The organism is Ruegeria sp. CDSA236 (genome assembly GCF_059611285.1).
On sequence record NZ_JBXWPG010000011.1, the window covers coordinates 47,965 to 65,835 of the forward strand.

A 17,871-nucleotide genomic window follows, 5' to 3' on the forward strand; every position below is an offset into this window, starting at 1 on the left:
GCCAATAGATGCAGCGAATAAGACAATGCAGCTTTGTGAGAAATTGTCTGTTCGGAATAGTCGTCGCCACATTACCCACGTCGCTGGCCGCATTGGAAACCGTCCTCACGGCACCGGGCGCTCCGAAAGCGCTGGTTGAACGGATCGAAGATACCGCATCGGTGACAACCGCAGAATCCCGCGGGCTGGACACGCCGCTTGAACTTTTGTCAGCGGCCCTGTCGGACTATACCACCATTGTTCAGATCCTTTATGACGAAGGCTATTTCAGTCCCGTCGTCAGCATTAAACTGGACGGGAAAGAGGCGGCGGAACTCAGCTCACTCAACGTGCCCAATCAGATCAACAAAATCGTGATTGCTGTTAAAACCGGCCCAACCTTCACATTTGGCCAGGCGGTGGTCCGGCCGATCGCGACCGAAACGGTTCTTCCCGAAGACTATGCGACGGGCAAACTGGCCACCACCGGCGCCATTCAGCAAGCCGCGTCAGCAGGCGTGCAGGGATGGCGTGACGCTGGTCATGCCAAGGCCGAGGTCAGCGGCCAGAAAGTCATTGCCCGCCACGCCCAGGCAAAGCTGGATTCCCGCATTGACCTCGCCCCGGGACCGCGTCTGAGCTTTGGAAAAATGTACATCAAAGGCGACAGCGATGTTCGCCACAGGTCCGTCGAACAAATCGCCGGCTTCCCAACCGGAGAGGTGTATTCCCCCCAGCAGGTGCAAAAGGTCGGAACCCGGCTTCGCCGCACCGGCACGTTTAATATTGTCTCGATCGAAGAGCACGACACTCCTAACCCTGATGGCTCCCTGGATTTCGATGTCTATCTTGAAGACATGCCCAAACGCCGCCTGACCTTCGGTTTGGAAGTGGCCTCGCGCGACGGGATGGAGCTGTCGACGACCTGGACGCATCGCAACGTGTTCCGCCGCGCCCAACGCCTGCGGTTTGAGGCATCGTTGCGCAATATTGGCGGGGCCGAGGATCTGGACGGGCGCATCGGGCTGCGGCTGGATCAGCCTGACCGGCTGGGCCCCGATGACAGCACGTTCTGGAGCGCCCTTCTGGAACGTCGCAACACCGATAATTACAACGTGACGGTGACGTCACTGGCCTATGGTGCAAGACGCACATTTTCAGACCGCCTATACGCCGAAGCATCCGCCGGGTTTCAGTGGTCGGATGCAGATGACGCCTATGGCGACGGGCGTAAGTTCCGCTATTTTATCATGCCGTTCCGATCAGAATGGGATGAAAGGGACAGCAAGGTCAGCGCCACCAATGGCTATTACCTGGATGCCCGTGTGATGCCATTTGTCGGCCTGTCCGACACAGAAACAGGCCTCAGGATGTTTGCGGACGCGCGTGCCTATACCAGTCTGCGGACGCAAGGTCGTCTCGTGCTGGCAGGACGGGTCCAGATTGGGTCAATTGTAGGACCCGCCTTGGACGGGGTCACACCCGATTTCCTGTTCTTTTCGGGCGGTGCGGGCACTGTGCGCGGTCAGCCCTATGAAAGCCTCGGCATCCCTGTTGGCAATGAGGTTGCTGGCGGCAAGTCTTTCCTCGGGCTGTCCGGCGAGGTTCGCGGCAAGATCACCGAGACAATATCGCTGGTCGGGTTTTATGATTATGGTGTTGTAGACACGTCCTCTTTTGTCAGCAGCGCCGCTGAGAGCCATTCCGGCGCCGGGCTTGGGATCAGATACGACCTTGGCGGCTTTGGCCCCCTGCGTCTGGATCTGGCCCTTCCCGTTCAGGGCGACACCGGAGATGGTCTGCAGTTTTACATCGGAATTGGTCAGGCATTTTGACACATCGTTTCTCATATCCAGTTGTTGCGGCGGTTCTGCTGTGGGTGCCGTACCCCGTTCTGGCGCAGGACGAAGGCGGCAGTATGCTAGAGCAGTTTCTGCAGGATACCCTGTCCGGTGATGATCAGAACGTAACCGTCAAAGGCTTGCAAGGCGCGCTGAGCGCACGGGCCACAATCGCAGAGATCACGGTATCGGATGATGAGGGCGTCTGGCTGACCATCAAAGATGCCGAACTGGATTGGAACAGACTGGCCCTGATACGGGGGCGGTTCTCGGTCAATGCGCTGACAGCGCAAGAGATCGACGTAGCCCGCGCGCCGGGCACCACAACCAAAGATGCCCCTCCTCCTTCTGCGGAAACCCAGACATTCCAGCTGCCCGAGCTGCCTGTCGCAGTTGAAATCGGCGAAATCCGCGTGGATCAGTTGTCGCTGGGGCAGCCGCTGATTGGGGTGGCCGCCGACTTATCCGTCACCGGAAATCTGTCGCTTGCTGATGGAACGCTGGACACCAATCTCGACGTGGTGCGGCTGGACCGTGCCGGAGATGAGATCACATTGACCGCCGGGTTTGACAACTCGACAAGCGAGATCAATCTGGACCTGAACGTGGCCGAGGCATCCGGCGGGCTTATTTCGACCGCTTTGAACATTCCCGACAGCCCAACGATCGAGCTGACGGCAAAAGGCGCCGGACCGCTGACGGATTTCACCGCCGATATCGGGCTGAGCAGTGACGGGCAGCAGCGTCTGGCCGGGCAGGTTCGGCTTGGTTCGACCCCTGACGACACTGCGGAAGGCATAGCATTTACCGCCGATCTGAACGGAGACCTGACTCCTTTCGTCGGCCCTGCCATCGACCCGTTTTTCGGGACGGACTCGCGGCTGTTCGTGCAGGGTCAGACCCTGCCCGAAGGGGCGCTGGACCTGTCCGATCTTCAGCTTGCAACGCAGGCCCTAAACCTTGAGGGGAAGTTGGCCCTTGCCGAAGGTGGCACATTGCAGTTTGCCGCCTTGCAGGGACGCATTACCCCGCCGCAGGGACAGGCGGTCACGCTTCCGGTTGGCGGTGGTGACAAAACGATCAAGTCCGCGCAGATCTCGACCTTGTTTGATCAGAAGAACGGCAATCTCTGGGATCTTAGCCTGACAGCAGATAAGTTCAAATCCCCCCAGGCCGAACTTGAGAGCATGCAAATTATCGCGCAAGGCGTGCTCGATCAGACCCTTGGATTTACGGTGAACGGCGATCTGCAGGCCAGCGTCACTGGCATAGATCTGACCGATCCGAACCTGAACACAGCCGTCGGAGACCGCATCACGCTGGACGGGCAATTTGAGTATGGCGATGACCAGTCGCTGACATTGTCCGGTTTCGAACTGGTCGGGTCAGATTACACTCTGGCCCTGGACACGCTGATTAGCGGATTAACCAGCGGATTGGCTGTTGATGGCAAAGCAACGCTGGACGCTACCGACCTGTCCCGGTTCTCTGGCCTTGCCCAGTTGGAACTGGCAGGGTCGGCGTCGGCAGAGGTTCAGGGCAAGGGCTCTCCGCTTGAGGGCAGCTTTGATGGCAAAATTGTTGTTCAGGGCAACAACCTGTCTACGGGCCGCAACGATATCGACCCCGTAATCACCGGCCAGACCACCATCGCTCTGGATGCTCGCCGTGGGGCGGATGGAATATCCATACGCGAGTTCAAACTGAACGGTCAGGCCGCGCAGGCACAGGCAAGTGGCGAAGTGACCACGCCTGATGGCAATCTGACAATCGACGGTCAGGCCAGCCTCAACGCGCCCGACCTCTCGGTCTTTTCCGGGCTGGCCCAGCGGCAGCTGGGCGGGTCGCTCAGCGCCCAAATGGACGGCAAAGGCACCCTGCAGACGCAAGAGTTTGATGGCACGGCCAGCATTACGACGCAGGATCTGCAGACAGGTATGTCCGAAGTCGATCCTCTGCTTGCAGGCAAAACCGTGATCACCTGGGATGGTGCGAAAACGGGAGACCTTATCGACATACGCAAAGCCACCATCAACGGACGGGCCCTGACAGCACAGGTGAGCGCGTCGATCAATGACCCAACCGGCAATCTGGTTCTTGATGGTCAGGCACAGGTGACTGTCCCTGATCTTTCGCTATTTTCGGACCTCGCGGGCCGGGATCTTGCCGGGTCGGTTACCGCGGATATCAATGGCAACGGAGCTTTGTCCAGCCAGACCTTCGACATAGCCGGCGATGTCGATGCGCAGGACGTCCAGATTGGCATCAGTCTCGTCGACAAACTGATCGAAGGTCGAACGACGCTGCGTGTCGATGCCGAGAACAGTGATCAGGGTCTGAATGTCCAAAACTTCAAACTGCGGGGCACCGCCTTGACCGCAGACGCTTCGGGTCAGGTCAGCAAAGAGACCGGCGGGCTGAGCTATTCGGTAAAACTGGACGATCTGGCGCGGATTTCCAAGACGTTGTCAGGACCACTGACGCTGGAAGGCAACGCCGCACCAACAGCTTCGGGCCTTGAAGGAAGAGTCAGCTTGCGTGGGCCGGACAGTTCATACGCGTCGCTGACGGGGTCGGTCGGCTCTGACGGATCGGCAGACTTGGACTTTGACGCCGAGCTAAACAAGGTCGAGCGTTTCGCCCCAGACTTTCCAGGTACAATCACCGCCAATGGGACCGCAAAGCGCAAGGCAGGCGTCTGGACCATCAACTCTTCGGCGCAGGGTCCGGCACAGATCACCGGCGAAATCTCGGGCACGTTCGATGAAACCACAGGAAACGCCGATCTGAATGCGCAAGGCGGGGTTAATATCGGTATCGCAAACCTGTTCATCACCCCCAACCAAATCGACGGGACTGCGCGGTACGACCTTAGCTTGAATGGCCAACCCTCGCTTGAGGCGCTCAGCGGGTCGATCACGACCTCTGGAACCTCGTTGGCGATACCGGGTGCCGGTCAGACCATTACCGGCATCAGCGGCGCGGTCGAGTTGGCCAGCAACCGCGCCAACATCTCCCTAAATGGTGGAACCCGCGCCGGGGGTAATTTCACCGTCGCGGGCCCGATTGACCTGACGCCTCCGTTCAATGCGCAAATTACGACCACGCTCAATCGTCTCGTGCTGACGGATCAGCTTTTGTACGAGACGATCCTGAACGGGCAAATCGCAATGACCGGAGCTTTGGCGGGCAACAGCACAATAGTCGGGCAAATTACATTCGAGGAAACCAATATTAACCTCGCCGCCGCCTCGGGTGCGGTTGGCGCTGCGCCCATACCAGAGATCGAACATATCAACGAAAACGCGGCCAGCTATAGGACTCGGGAACGTGCCCGTTTGGTAAAACAGGACGATGCCACCCAAAGCGATTCCCGTATTGCGCTGGACATCGCTCTGCTCGCCCCCAAAGCCGTGTTTGTCCGAGGTCGAGGCGTGAATGCCGAACTCGGCGGACAGCTGTACATAGGCGGTACAACAACCTCGATCATTCCTTCGGGTCAGATCGCTCTAATCCGAGGCAATTTCGACATTCTGGGCCGCAGGCTGGCCCTGACAAAAGGTATCGTGACCCTACAAGGCGACTTGACACCCTATATCGAATTTGAATCCTCAAACAGCACCTCGGACGGGACCGCTACAATCGAAATCGCCGGGCCGCTGGACGCCCCCGAAGTCAACGTGTTCTCGGATCCGGAACGGCCAGCAGAAGAGGCGCTGGCCATGCTGTTGTTTGGCAATCGTTTCTCTGAGCTGTCGCCCTTTGTCATTGCCCAGATGGCGGCATCGCTGGCGCAGCTCAGCGGTGCAGGAGGAGATGCAACCAAGGGTCTGAGGGAGTCGACCGGTGTCGACACAGTCGATATCGGAGCAACGTCAAGCGGCGGAATTTTGGGCGCCGGGGCGTATCTGGGTGACAATCTCTATACCGACTTTAACGTGAACACCGAAGGAAATACCGAAGTGAACCTCAATCTGGACGTCACCGATAATATCACCATGCGCGGAACCGTTGACGGGCGGGGGGAAACGGGATTGGGTGTCTTTTTCGAGCGCGACTACTAATCCTGCGCGAAACTCTGCATCTGTGACAACAGTTTCGGGCCAAATCACAGGAAGGCAGGGAATTTCATTAACCCCTTAACTATCAACTTCTTAACATGACAGCGAATGCACAAGTCGCTCTATTCATTTCGTGCGACACGAATTTTCATTGCCATTCGTTTCGAATTTTTGACGTTTCGTACCAATTTCATTGCCAGGTCCGTGCCTATGCAGGAAAAGAAGGCAGCGCCTGGTTTTGCGGCGCCTTTATCGAGTGACGTGTTGACCAGTACGACCTGATTATAGAGGGGGAAAAACTCAAAATCGGGGAAAGCAAAAGATCAAAATTCAAGTCTTTTCATTACTAAAAATATTGAACTGTCCACCTTCCCATCCACTGCGTATTCTGTACCCAGTAGCGATGGGAAGGTGGATTATCTAAACGAACCGATAAGCCGGATGTTTCTGCCGAACGATGTCAGGTTTGTTGTGGTGAAGCTTTGACTGTTGCCGGGCTTTCCGCTGACGCCATCTCGGACAGCCAATCACGCACGGCGCCGTGCCGACTACGGGCGATAGCGATCTTTTTGCCGCAGCCCAGAACCAGATATCCGACTTCATTCAGGCTTTGAGCAATATCCACACACCGATTGGCAACCCAAAAGGACCGATGCACCTGTAGGCCATAGCATTCTGGCATTTGCGATAGGATGCCTTTGAACGTTGAACGCACCAGCACTTCTTTTTCATCTACACGCAGGGTGACATAGTGCTGCTGAGCCTGAACGAACAAAATGTCCTTGGCCAAAAAATTTTGCCCATTGGCGGACACTAAACCATTGGCCACAGGAACACGGGATTCCACTCTGCTATCCGGCTCGTCCTCGGGTTGCGGATCGCTGGCGCGCAGGCGGGCCAGATAAGGTGGAAAAACCCAAACGATTACGATCACTTCAATTCCAACGACGAGAAAGTACTGAGGCAGCAAAAGCGGCGAGTTTTCAAAGCTGAAAGACAGAAATGTACTGAAAACCATTGTCGTTGCGAATTGGGCAAACTGCATCGCCCCATACGCAATGGGAAAACATGTCAGCGGGGTGAAAAACCGTTTGATGCCCAGATATCGGCTGCAGAATGCTTCAAAAAGCAACATCAGCACCACCGAGCCCATATACCCCAGCAATCCGCACATCCAATAGATCGTGCGCCCCAGCCCGTTTAGCGGTTCAGCAAACAATGACGGCGTCGCACCAATGAGCAGCAGCATCAAAGCAGGCAGAAACATCAGGAAGTTTCTGGACAGGAAAAAACTAAGGACTTCGCTCAGGATCGCATCAACCGACATACCCGGCAATACAACAAACGAAAGCTCAGCCTGTTTCAAATCGTTATACACGTCTTGCGGTTTCATTCAGCCCTTGTTGCTCTGATCGCGCTACTACCATCTATTTCGGCTTCGGCGCCTAGGCCCGACTGCCCACAGGTTCGGGCCCTGCGCAATCGGTTCCCCAATTTCGTTTCCAAACCCAATCAAGACCTAACCTGACGACCGCAAAATGGGCGCTTTGGTGGCGTTTTCTTAGGCTCAAAATTGCTGAAACCAGAGAAATATGGCGCAAATGGCGCAAAGCTGAGTGGGAAATGCCTATTTCCGCGTTGACGTCGCGGAAACCTAAAAGGGCGACCTCGCAAGGCCGCCCTCAAAAATTCTACTCCGACACTCTTACTCAGCCGCGATTGCGTCTTCGATCTTTTCAACTCGAATGGCCGAGAATTTGAACTCAGGGATTTTACCATAAGGGTCGATGGCCGAGTTGGTCAGGATATTCGCCGCCGCCTCAACATAGGCAAAGGGGATGAACACCATGTCCTCTGCAATCGCCCGGTCGGCACGCACCATGATCTCGATCGAGCCGCGACGGGTGGTCAGGCGAATGGTCTCGCCCGGTTCAATTCCCATCAGCTTCAACTGGCGCGGGTTCATCGAACAGTTGGCCTCTGGTTCAACCGCATCCAGCACCGTGGCTCGGCGGGTCATTGACCCTGTGTGCCAATGTTCAAGCTGACGACCCGTGGTGGCGATCATCGGATACTCCTCATCCGGCGCTTCATCCGGCTGGATCACACTGGCAGGAGTGAACTTGGCCCGCCCATCGGCACGAGGGAAGCCATCACCAAACACAATCGCTTGGCCCGGATCGGTCTCAGACAGCGACGGGTAGGTGATTGTTTCGGTCTCCAGCCGCTCCCAGGTGATGTTGTCGAGAGACTCCATCGTCAGCTTCATCTCGGCAAACACTTCGGACACATCCGAATAAGACCAGTTCAGACCAATGCGCTGCGCAAGTTCGACGGTGATTTTCCAATCCTCGCGCGCCTCGCCCGGAGGCGCCACAGCCGGACGCACTCGTTGTACCTGACGGTTGGTGTTCGACACGGTGCCGTTCTTTTCATACAGCGCCGAGGCAGGCAGGATGATGTCGGCGTAGTTCGCCGTTTCGGTCAGGAAGATGTCCTGCACGATCATCAACTCCAGCTTGGCCAGCGCGTCCCGCGCGTGGCCAACATCGGGGTCGGACATGGCTGGGTTTTCACCCTGAATATACATGCCCTTGATATTGCCCGCATATGCTTGATCGATGATTTCAGTGACGGTCAGGCCTTTTTCGTTCGAGAAATCCTCAGATCCCCAGACCGAGGTGAACTGTGCCCGGATGTTGTCATCGGTCACCGTTTTGTAATCGGGCAGGAACATCGGGATCAGGCCCGCGTCCGACGCGCCCTGCACGTTGTTCTGACCGCGCAGCGGGTGCAGGCCCGCGCCGGGTTTACCAACGTTGCCGGTCATCAACGCCAGCGAGATCAGGCAGCGCGAATTGTCAGTGCCGTGGATATGCTGACTGACACCCATACCCCAGAAAATAAGCCCGGCCTTGGCCTGTGCAAAGATGCGCGCCACGCGGCGCAACTGATCGGGTTCGATACCGCAGATCGGGGCCATCGCTTCGGGGGTGAAGGCGCGCAGGTGTTCCTTCTCGGCCTCCCAGTTCTCGGTCCAGCGGTGGATGTACTGGCTGTCATACAGCTCTTCCTCTACGATCACGTTCATGATCGCGTTCAGCATCGAGACATCGGCACCGGGGCGGAATTGCAGCATCTCATCGGCAAATTTACGCATGCCGACACCACGTGGGTCCATCACGATCAGCTTGCCGCCGCGCTTGGTGAACTGCTTGAAATAGGTCGCCGCAACGGGGTGGTTCTCAATCGGGTTGGCCCCGATGATGATGGCCACATCCGCGTTTTCGATCTCGTTAAAGGTTGCGGTCACAGCACCCGAACCGACGTTTTCAATCAGCGCCGCCACCGATGAGGCGTGGCACAGACGCGTGCAGTGGTCGACATTGTTGTGCCCAAATCCCTGACGAATGAACTTCTGGAACAGATATGCTTCTTCGTTGGTGCATTTGGCCGAGCCAAAGCCCGCGACATTGCGTGGGTCCTGATCGCGCAACACCTTCAGTCTGGAGGACGCCAGGTCCATCGCCTCTTCCCAGGTCGCTTCGCGGAAATGGGTCGACAGGTTCGAAGGGTCGACATTCAACCCCTTGGCGGGCGCATCCTCACGCCGGATCAGCGGTTTGGTCAGGCGGTGTGGGTGGTGGATGTAGTCGAAACCAAAGCGGCCTTTGACGCACAAGCGGCCTTCGTTGGCCGGGCCGTTGATGCCTTCGACATACTTGACCTTGCCGTCCTTGACCTTCAGCGAGACCTTGCAGCCGACGCCGCAGAACGGGCAGACGCTTTCGGTCTCGGAATCATAATCCTTGCTGTCGCCCTGCTGCTTTTCGTCCAACACAGTGGCTGGCATCAATGCACCGGTCGGACAGGCCTGAACGCATTCACCACAGGCCACACAAGTTGAATCGCCCATCGGGTCGTTCTGATCGAACACCACTTGCGCGGTGTGACCACGCCCGGCCATCCCGATCACATCATTGACCTGCACATCCCGGCAGGCCCGGACGCAGAGGTTGCAGTTGATGCAAGCATCCAGATTAACCCGCATCGCGATATGGCTGTCATCCAGCAACGGGATTTTCTCGGCCTCTTTGGCAGGGAACCGGCTGTTGCTGACATCGTTCAGTTCGGCCATGTCCCAGAAATGGCTGGATTTATCGTGCGCCTCTTCGGGTTGATCGGCGACCAGCAATTCCATGACCATTGCGCGCGATTTCTCGGCACGGTCGCTGTCGGTTTTCACCACCATGCCGTCCGCCGCAGGGCGAATGCACGAAGCGACAAGAGTGCGCTCGCCTTCCACCTCGACCATGCAGGCGCGGCAGTTGCCGTCGGGTTTATAGCCCGGCTGCGGCTTATGACACAGGTGCGGAATGGTGAACCCCTGCCCCTTGGCGGCTTCCCAGATGGTCCAGCCCTCGGGGACGGTGACGTCATCGCCGTTCAGGTTGAAGGTGACGGTCTTGGTTGGGCTTGCATCAAGCATGGCTCTGTCTCCCTCAGATTTCGTCAGCGAAATGTTTCATGACCAGGCGGATCGGGTTCGGGGCCGCCTGCCCCAGACCGCAGATCGAGGCATCGCCCATGACCTGACACAGGTCTTCCAGTAAATCCTGGTCCCACGTGTCAGCCTGCATCAGCTTAACCGCCTTTTCGCAGCCCGCCCGGCAGGGCGTGCATTGGCCACAGCTTTCATCCTCGAAAAACCGCAGCATATTCAGCGCCGCGTCGCGGGCAGTGTCCTGATCGGACAGCACCACCACGGCGGCCGACCCGATAAACGTACCCAGAGGTTGCAGCGTGTCGAAATCCAGCGGCACGTCGTCGATTGACGCAGGCAACAGGCCCGAAGACGGCCCGCCCGGTTGATAGGCTTTGAAAACGTGACCCTCGGCCATGCCACCAGCGGCCTCAATCACATCCAATATGGTCGATCCCGCAGGCAACAGATAGACGCCCGGCTGCGCCACCCGGCCCGAGACCGAATAGCTGCGCAGACCCGTGCGCCCATTCTTTTCCGTGCTGTTCAGCACTTGGGGCCCTTCGCGGCAGATTTTCGACACCCAATAGAGCGTCTCGACATTGTGCACCAAGGTCGGACGGTTAAAGACCCCAACCTGCGCCACAAACGGAGGCCGGTGACGCGGCAAGCCTTTCTTGCCTTCGATCGACTCGATCATCGCGGATTCTTCGCCGCATATATAGGCACCGGCGCCCCGGCGCAGATCGATATATCCCTTTTCAACCAGGCCAGCTTGTTCCAGCTCGGCAATCTCGCGGCGTAGAATTTCCAGCACCGCCGGATATTCATCGCGCATGTAGATAAAGCAGGTCTCGGCCTCTACCGCCCAGGCAGCTATCAGCATGCCTTCAAGGAAGACATGCGGCGTGCGCTCGAGGTAGAAGCGATCTTTGAACGTGCCAGGCTCGCCTTCATCGCCATTCACTACCAGATAGCGGGTGCCTTCGTTCATGCGAACGAAGCCCCATTTCTTGCCGGACGGGAAGCCAGCACCACCCAGACCGCGCAAGCCCGAGGACAGGATGTCTTCCTGTACTTTCTCCCAATCACCGCTCTCGCGCAGCTCCTTCAGCTTGGCATAGCCGCCGTTTGCTTCATATGCTGCAAAGGTTTCATAGGCGGGTAAATGGGCGTGGGTATCATCCGCAGCAATCGCCGCCTGCACCTTTTCAGGGGTGGCATGGTCGATATGGTTATGCCCGATCTCCAGCACAGGCGCAGTATCGCAACGACCCATGCAAGGCGCACGCAGGACACGGACGTTGGAAGGATCAAGACCGTCTTCCAACGCCTTTTGCAACTGCTGGGCACCGGCCATTTCGCAGGACAGGGAATCGCAGACGCGGATGGTCAGCGCGGGCGGCGGGGCTTCATCCTCTTTCACCACATCGAAATGGGCATAGAAGGTGGCGGTCTCATAGATCTCTGCCTGACCGATCCGCATCTCGACTGCAAGCGCGGCAATGTGGTCAGCGCTGATATGGCCGTGTTCGTCCTGAATCAGATGCAGGAATTCGATCAAAAGGTCGCGACGGCGGGGGCGATCCCCCAGCAAGCGCGCAATCTCGGCCGCCGCCTCATCCGTGAACTGACGGCCTTTGGGCGTGTGCCGCCCCTTGCCTTTACCTGACTTCCAGACGCCCTTTGGCGCGCCTGATGGCTTGGTATCTAATGGTGCCATGATGCCCTCCGATTCAGGCCCCGTGTCTCATCAGACTAGCATATCGTCAAATCGCATATTTCAATCGCACGATAACGACACCTTATCACCGCAAAGACGTCACCACCGCGCGCAACGCTCCAACCGTTGGCAGTTCCGGATCACGTGTCAGGGTCGCCAGACAGATAGGTTTGCTGACCACCGGATCGACCAAAGGCAGAACCTTTGTTCCTTTCAGATCCCCCAACGCCCGTACCAACACGCGTGGCACCACGGTGGCCGCCAATCCCTCACGCGCCATGACCATTGAGGCAGTGAACCCGCTGGTTTCCGCGACCACATGAGGATGCAGGCCCTGTTCGGCGAAAATCCGGTCTAATATGCGGCGGTTCTGCATCTGCGGTTCAAGCAGGCTGACCGGAAATTCGGCGACCCGCGCCCAGGGAATTGGCCCCGTTTCGTCTGTCATATGAGACGGGATCAACAGGACATAGGTTTCTTCATACAGCGACTGTACCTGCCGCAAATCGGTGCCGATACTGTCGCCATATGTGATGCCCGCATCCAGACTGCCTTCGTCCAGCCGATGTTGAATGGCCGTAGCCGACATCGTTTCGATCCGAGTGATGATGCGCGGATGCGCCTGCTGCAGACGCTTGATCAACCGGCCCGTAAAGGCGATTGCGGTCGGGATCACGCCCAGTATCAGAGTCCCCGTGATTTCCCCCTTTGCCGCCTGCACCTGCTGTTCCAAGGCCTTGGTGTCGTCCAGAATGCGCCGCGCCCGCTGGACAATCATCTCGCCCTCTTCGGTCAGGCCCTGAAACCGGTTGGCACGGCGGACGATGGACACGCCCAACCGATCCTCTAGGTTGCGAATACGCATTGAAAACGCAGGCTGGGAAATCCCGCATTCCTCGGCTGCCTTTGCAAAATGCCGGTGCCGCGCCAAAGCGCTGAGCAGTTGCAGGTCGCGGATTTCGATCATGTGGCGGCATCACTCATATCAGGTCGGTGCCGACACTAGCGGAATTCCTTGGGATGAGGAAAGCAGGAGTTAAACCCGGCCACTAAACTCCGCATTCAACATCATGCGCCAAATGTTGCCACGCAATGTCTGAAGGACCCCGGCGCTTTGGAGGTGTTCCTCTTTTTGTAGCCCGCTACTGGTGATGCTGTTTGATGTTTCTTCGCTCACCTCTGCGAGAATGAAACCACTGCAGGCCTGTTCGAGGCACACCCCCGGTGAGGCATTCCTCGAACAGGCTTTTCACGTCGCAACGTGGGATACATCTTTGTCTGGTGAGTATATGTCCAAGATGTTCCAATGTCCGGTCGTTGGTGTCGGGTTATTGATCATTGGGACATCAAGAACAGTGGGTTTGCCGCTGGCTATTGCCGCTTCCAATGCGGGCAACAGCTCGTCAGCAGCGCCCAGCCTGTGCCCCTCTGCGCCGTAGGCCCGTGCAATTTCTGCATAACCCGGTCCGTTGGCCGGCGCTTCGGCCGACCCTGGGAAGGTTGTACCATAGGTCAAACCGTAATGCGCCTTCTGAAGACCTGCGATCGTGCCGAAGGCGTTGTTGTTCATAACCAGCCAGATGATACCCAGATCAAGTTCGACCGCAGTCGCAAGCATCGACGGGTTTTGGCCGAAACCACCATCACCAACCAGGCTGATCACCACACGATCAGGTGCTGCCAGCTTCGCGCCGATCGCGCCCGGAGGGCCAAAACCCATTGTGGCAAAACCACCTGGGGTCAGGATCGAACCGGGTGTCAGGATGTCGAACTGTTGTCCGACGCCGTTCTTGTTCCAACCAACGTCCGTCGTGATGATGGCATCCTCGGGCAGTGCCTTGCGGGTATCTGCCAGAATACGCTCGGGCATCATCGGAAACGCTGATGAGGTGGCCATTTCCACATTGCGCGCTTTGAAGCCCATCCGGAAATCAGCAATCTTTTGTTCAACGGCGGGGCGCTTGAAACCGCCGGGATACATTTTGCGGGCAACCCGGTTAAGGACGCGCAATGCGGCCTTGGCATCCGCAACAACGCCGATCTCGGTGGGATAGTTCCGACCGATCTCCTGCGGCTCAATGTCGATATGGATGACCTTTGAGCCGGGAATATTGAACGTGTATCCGGGATACCAACTGGAGCAATCGGCCTCTTTGAACCGAGTGCCAACGGCAAAGATGTAGTCCGCATTCAGGCAGGACTGGTTGACCAATTCGGTGCCCCAAAACCCAGTCATTCCCAGCACAAGTGGATGGTCGTCCCGCAACGCGCCTTTCCCCATCAGGGAATGCGCGACTGGTAGGCCCATATGTTCAACGAATTCTCGCAACTCTTCGCTGGCCTGTGCCAGAAGAATACCACCACCGACATAAGCGACTGGGTTTTCGGCTTTAACCAACGCTTCGACAATCTCTCGCGCTGTCTCGTCGTCAATCGACGGTTTCTTGAGCGCGCGCGTGTTGTCGCGGATACGGTCGAAACTGTCCGCGGAGATCACCTCTGAAAAAATGTCCATAGGGACATTGACCAGCACCGGCCCGGGCTGGCCACTTTCGGCCAGATGGAACGCCTTCTCCAGTATCTCAGCCATCAGGTCTGCGCGGTCCACCCGCCAGGCGCGTTTGACAAAGGGGCGATAAATCTCCCACTGGGCAGCGTCCGCGTGCAGGTTAACCTCCTGATGCGGATGCTTGCCATAGTAATGCGTAGGAATGTCACCCGCGATCACGACCATGGGGATACAATCCAACGCCGCGTTGGCGACCCCGGTGGCGCAATTAGTTAGTCCCGGGGAGAGATGGGACAGCACCACCGAGGCCTTGCCTGTAACCCGCGCATAAGCGTCCGCCGCGTGGCTGGCGATCTGTTCGTGCCGCACAGTTACGAAATCGATAGGACTTTCCGCCAGCGCGGCCAGAACCGCGATGTTCGTGTGCCCGCACAGGCCGAATACGTGCTTGACCTCACGGCGTTCGAGGAAATCAACGATATGTTCGGCAACGGTTTTGCCTTCCAGTTTCGCTCCGTCCATCACGCGACCTCCTGTCCGTAGAATTCACCGAACAGGTCCGGCTCCGAGGGGCGATCCTCAGGCGTAGGACGACTGACCCAAGTGTAGTTCATCATATGTTTCATGGTGACGTTTTCATTGGTGATGTTGCCGCCCCAGATGCCGCAGCCGAGGCTGCTGGTCATAGGCATGCCATTGGTCCAGGCACCCGCATTGGCCTTGGACTGAGGCTGTCGAACCATCATGCGGCTGACCGGAGCCAGACGCGCCAACCGGTCGATGTGATCGTCATTATGGCTATAAATCCCGCAGGAATGGCCCTTACCTCCGGTGTTATAGATTTGGCTGACCGTTTCCAGCGCGTCATCGAATGTGTCGAAGTGATATAGCGCCATCAGCGTGGTCAGTTTTTCCTTGGAGAACTTGTGCTGCGGCCCGATTTGCCCCTGATTTTCAACCATCAGGAATTTGCGATCTTCTGGGATCGAGAAACCGGCGACTTTGGCCGTTTGCTGAGGCGGACAGGCGATGGTCGGGAACGTACGGTTTCCTTTCTCATCCCACATGGCTGCTTCAAGCATGGCCTTCTCTACGTCAGAACAAAGATAACCACCTTCGGCTTCAAGCGCCTTAACCATATCAACGTAAACCGAGCGCTGAATGATAATGTTGCCATCTGCCGAACAACCAGACCCAAAGTCAGACGTTTTTGAAATCCGTGTATTCTGGGCAGCGATATCCAGATCCGCAGTTTCATCGATGACAATGGACGAATTGCCTGCGCCGACACCGTAAGCCGGACGCCCTGAACTATAGGCCGCTTTGACCATCGGCTTCCCACCTGTTGCCAGCGTCAGATCACAAATCTCCATCAGGTGCTGGGTAAGAGGGATCGAAGGTTTGCGGATCGATTGGAACAAGTCTTCCGGGGCTCCTGCTGCTCGACAGGCTGCGCGCATAACCTCGACCATTTCATAGGTCGTGACTGCTGTGCGTGGATGCGGGCTGAAGATGACCGCATTACGGGCGTTAGCGGCGGAAACACCGGTCACCGGTGGTGTCATCGCCGGGTTTGTCATTGGAATCAGGGATGCGATCACACCCGCAGGCTTGGCGTATTTCACCAGGCCTTTTTCCTCATCAACCTCGACGATCCCAGTCGACGGGGTGCGCAGGACATCGCGCAGTACCATATGTATTTTGAAGCGCTTTGCAGGGCGTCCTTCGCGGTCACCAATGCCGCTTTCATCCACACCCTGCTGAGCCAATCGCGTAAAGGTTTTTTCGTTCCCCGCGTACCACGCTATGGCCTGAGACAGACGGTCCAGCCTGTCCTGTTCCCAATCCTCGATTTTGGCCATGGCCGCGCGGGCACGTTCCAACATATCAGCCGCCAGTCGGCGGTCGTCTTCAGTGAGCTCTTTGCCCATGATGGTCCTCTTGGTGTTTTAGAATTGCTGCATTGGGCATGCGGCGCTGAGATCGCGCCTCACCGAATGTTCGCTTGGCGTGGCTCAGACAGCGACGCGCGTGCTCTTCGTATCCCAACTCGGCAACGCGGCTTTGGTTGGGCAGTTCAATGGAATAGTCGACAGGGGGCATCCGCTCGATGATGCCGGTGAAATCAATCCAACCTTCACCGGGATAAAGCCGCGCATCGCGGGCCAGTTGGATCATGCCCTCACGCGTATCCGCGATGCCTGGTAGACAGTCAGAGATATGCAGAAAGTGAAACAGGTCCGAAGGGACGTGCAGCAGTTCTCCTAGATCCACCCGGCTTAGGTGCAGATAAAGCGTATCGACCAGAATACCGCCATTCGGCTGATCGGAGGCGCGGACAATATCCAGCGCCTCGTCCAGTGTACGCAGGCGTGAAAAGCTGGGGAACTCCAGATCGACCGTCAGCCCGTAGGGCGCGGCCAGTTCGCAGGTCTCGGAATAGACGTCAATCAGGAAGTCGCGATCATCGCGGGTGTTGGTCCACGCGCTCATGATCATACGCTTTGCACCAAGCTCTCCGCCTATTTCCAGAGAGGGTTCAAAACTGCGCGGGTCGACATCTTCGGTGATGCGCGCAAGCTCGACATCAAGAACTTTCAAACCCGTAGTAGAAAGAGCGGTTTTGGTGGCCTGCACCTGTGCCTTGTCGATCGGGGATTGAGTAAACTCACCGGGCACATGCATCGGAATGAAACGCGGGCTGACGGCATCGTAACCGGACCGGGCAGCAATGTAGACTAGCTCGGGCGGCGTGCAGCCGATCAGCGTCAGATGCGCCAAGGAATAGAGAGAGGGGCATGAGCCGGCCTCTTCGGGTTTCACCATGAACGACAGCTCCATACGTCTGCGAATCTAATTTTCATCATACTTAGTAAAAAATATCTGATATTTTTTAAAATATCAACTCTTAGCGACGCGACTTAAACTGAAACCACCGGACGGGCTCTCGAGCGGGTTTAATCATTTTTTTACAAAAGCTTATATGATGATCCAATCGTTCTGAACTGGCGAGGCCCCACAGAGGCATCGTTAAATCGGACGCGTCTGCGCCGTGATCACCACCGGGATAGGCAGGCCAATCAGCCGGAACCCTGGCGCCATCAAGGCGCGCAGGCTCTGGCGATGCCGTATTGATCGGCCTTGGTGCGGTTTTCTAGAAGATCGAGGTTGCCGCAGATCATGACTTTGGCATTGGGAATTTTTGAATGTGGTTTTAGATCGACATCGTTTACACGACCAACGCCAACAGGGCCGGACCGGAAAGATTTCGATGT

Annotated in this window: 9 protein-coding genes; 2 read left to right on the top strand and 7 right to left on the bottom strand. The window is 57.2% G+C overall.

Features of this window, described 5'->3' with window-relative positions; genetic code table 11:
* The first annotated feature begins 8 nt into the window (after positions 1–8).
* Together AC2FLB_RS16380 and AC2FLB_RS16385 are read left to right on the top strand one after the other, a co-directional pair.
* Entirely contained in the window at positions 9–1,814 is a 1,806-nt protein-coding gene (locus AC2FLB_RS16380; protein ID WP_496692313.1) for an autotransporter assembly complex protein TamA, read from the top strand.
* Positions 1,811–5,884 (top strand): translocation/assembly module TamB domain-containing protein, encoded by a 4,074-nt coding sequence (locus tag AC2FLB_RS16385; protein WP_496709660.1) that lies wholly within the window; start codon positions 1,811–1,813, stop codon positions 5,882–5,884. The genes AC2FLB_RS16380 and AC2FLB_RS16385 overlap by 4 nt, the downstream gene beginning before the upstream one ends.
* 457 nt (positions 5,885–6,341) lie before the next feature.
* Here the strand turns inward: AC2FLB_RS16385 and AC2FLB_RS16390 are convergent, their stop codons facing one another.
* The 7 genes from AC2FLB_RS16390 to AC2FLB_RS16420 all read right to left on the bottom strand — a co-directional run bounded on the left by AC2FLB_RS16390 (position 6,342) and on the right by AC2FLB_RS16420 (position 17,437).
* Positions 6,342–7,274 carry a LytTR family DNA-binding domain-containing protein gene (locus AC2FLB_RS16390; RefSeq protein ID WP_496709661.1) on the bottom strand — a complete coding sequence of 311 codons (933 nt, stop codon included), beginning with the start codon at positions 7,272–7,274 and terminating at the stop codon, positions 6,342–6,344.
* Positions 7,275–7,586: 312 nt separating this feature from the next.
* Positions 7,587–10,370 (bottom strand): formate dehydrogenase subunit alpha, encoded by a 2,784-nt coding sequence (gene fdhF, locus AC2FLB_RS16395; RefSeq protein WP_496692310.1) that lies wholly within the window; start codon positions 10,368–10,370, stop codon positions 7,587–7,589.
* A gap of 13 nt (positions 10,371–10,383) precedes the next feature.
* Positions 10,384–12,087, bottom strand: coding sequence for an NAD(P)H-dependent oxidoreductase subunit E (locus tag AC2FLB_RS16400; protein ID WP_496709662.1), 1,704 nt, complete (start codon positions 12,085–12,087; stop codon positions 10,384–10,386).
* A gap of 85 nt (positions 12,088–12,172) precedes the next feature.
* Complete coding sequence (locus AC2FLB_RS16405; protein ID WP_142640095.1) at positions 12,173–13,054, bottom strand: LysR family transcriptional regulator; 882 nt, start codon at positions 13,052–13,054, stop codon at positions 12,173–12,175.
* A gap of 282 nt (positions 13,055–13,336) precedes the next feature.
* On the bottom strand, positions 13,337–15,118 hold the full coding sequence (locus AC2FLB_RS16410) for a thiamine pyrophosphate-binding protein (protein ID WP_496709663.1): 1,782 nt from the start codon (positions 15,116–15,118) through the stop codon (positions 13,337–13,339).
* The gene (locus tag AC2FLB_RS16415) at positions 15,118–16,527 is read right to left on the bottom strand and encodes an aldehyde dehydrogenase family protein (protein ID WP_496709664.1); all 1,410 of its coding nucleotides are present in this window, start codon (positions 16,525–16,527) and stop codon (positions 15,118–15,120) included. The genes AC2FLB_RS16410 and AC2FLB_RS16415 overlap by 1 nt, the downstream gene beginning before the upstream one ends.
* Complete coding sequence (locus AC2FLB_RS16420) at positions 16,508–17,437, bottom strand: sugar phosphate isomerase/epimerase family protein (RefSeq protein ID WP_496692306.1); 930 nt, start codon at positions 17,435–17,437, stop codon at positions 16,508–16,510. The genes AC2FLB_RS16415 and AC2FLB_RS16420 overlap by 20 nt, the downstream gene beginning before the upstream one ends.
* Between the last annotated feature and the right edge of the window lie 434 nt (positions 17,438–17,871).

Coding starts and splice junctions, on each gene's coding strand:
- AC2FLB_RS16400 (WP_496709662.1), bottom strand. CDS start 12,087: ATGGCACCATTAGATACCAAGCCATCAGGCGCGCCAAAGGGCGTCTGG.
- AC2FLB_RS16410 (WP_496709663.1), bottom strand. CDS start 15,118: ATGGACGGAGCGAAACTGGAAGGCAAAACCGTTGCCGAACATATCGTT.
- AC2FLB_RS16380 (WP_496692313.1), top strand. CDS start 9: ATGCAGCGAATAAGACAATGCAGCTTTGTGAGAAATTGTCTGTTCGGA.
- AC2FLB_RS16420 (WP_496692306.1), bottom strand. CDS start 17,437: ATGGAGCTGTCGTTCATGGTGAAACCCGAAGAGGCCGGCTCATGCCCC.
- fdhF (WP_496692310.1), bottom strand. CDS start 10,370: ATGCTTGATGCAAGCCCAACCAAGACCGTCACCTTCAACCTGAACGGC.
- AC2FLB_RS16405 (WP_142640095.1), bottom strand. CDS start 13,054: ATGATCGAAATCCGCGACCTGCAACTGCTCAGCGCTTTGGCGCGGCAC.
- AC2FLB_RS16390 (WP_496709661.1), bottom strand. CDS start 7,274: ATGAAACCGCAAGACGTGTATAACGATTTGAAACAGGCTGAGCTTTCG.
- AC2FLB_RS16415 (WP_496709664.1), bottom strand. CDS start 16,527: ATGGGCAAAGAGCTCACTGAAGACGACCGCCGACTGGCGGCTGATATG.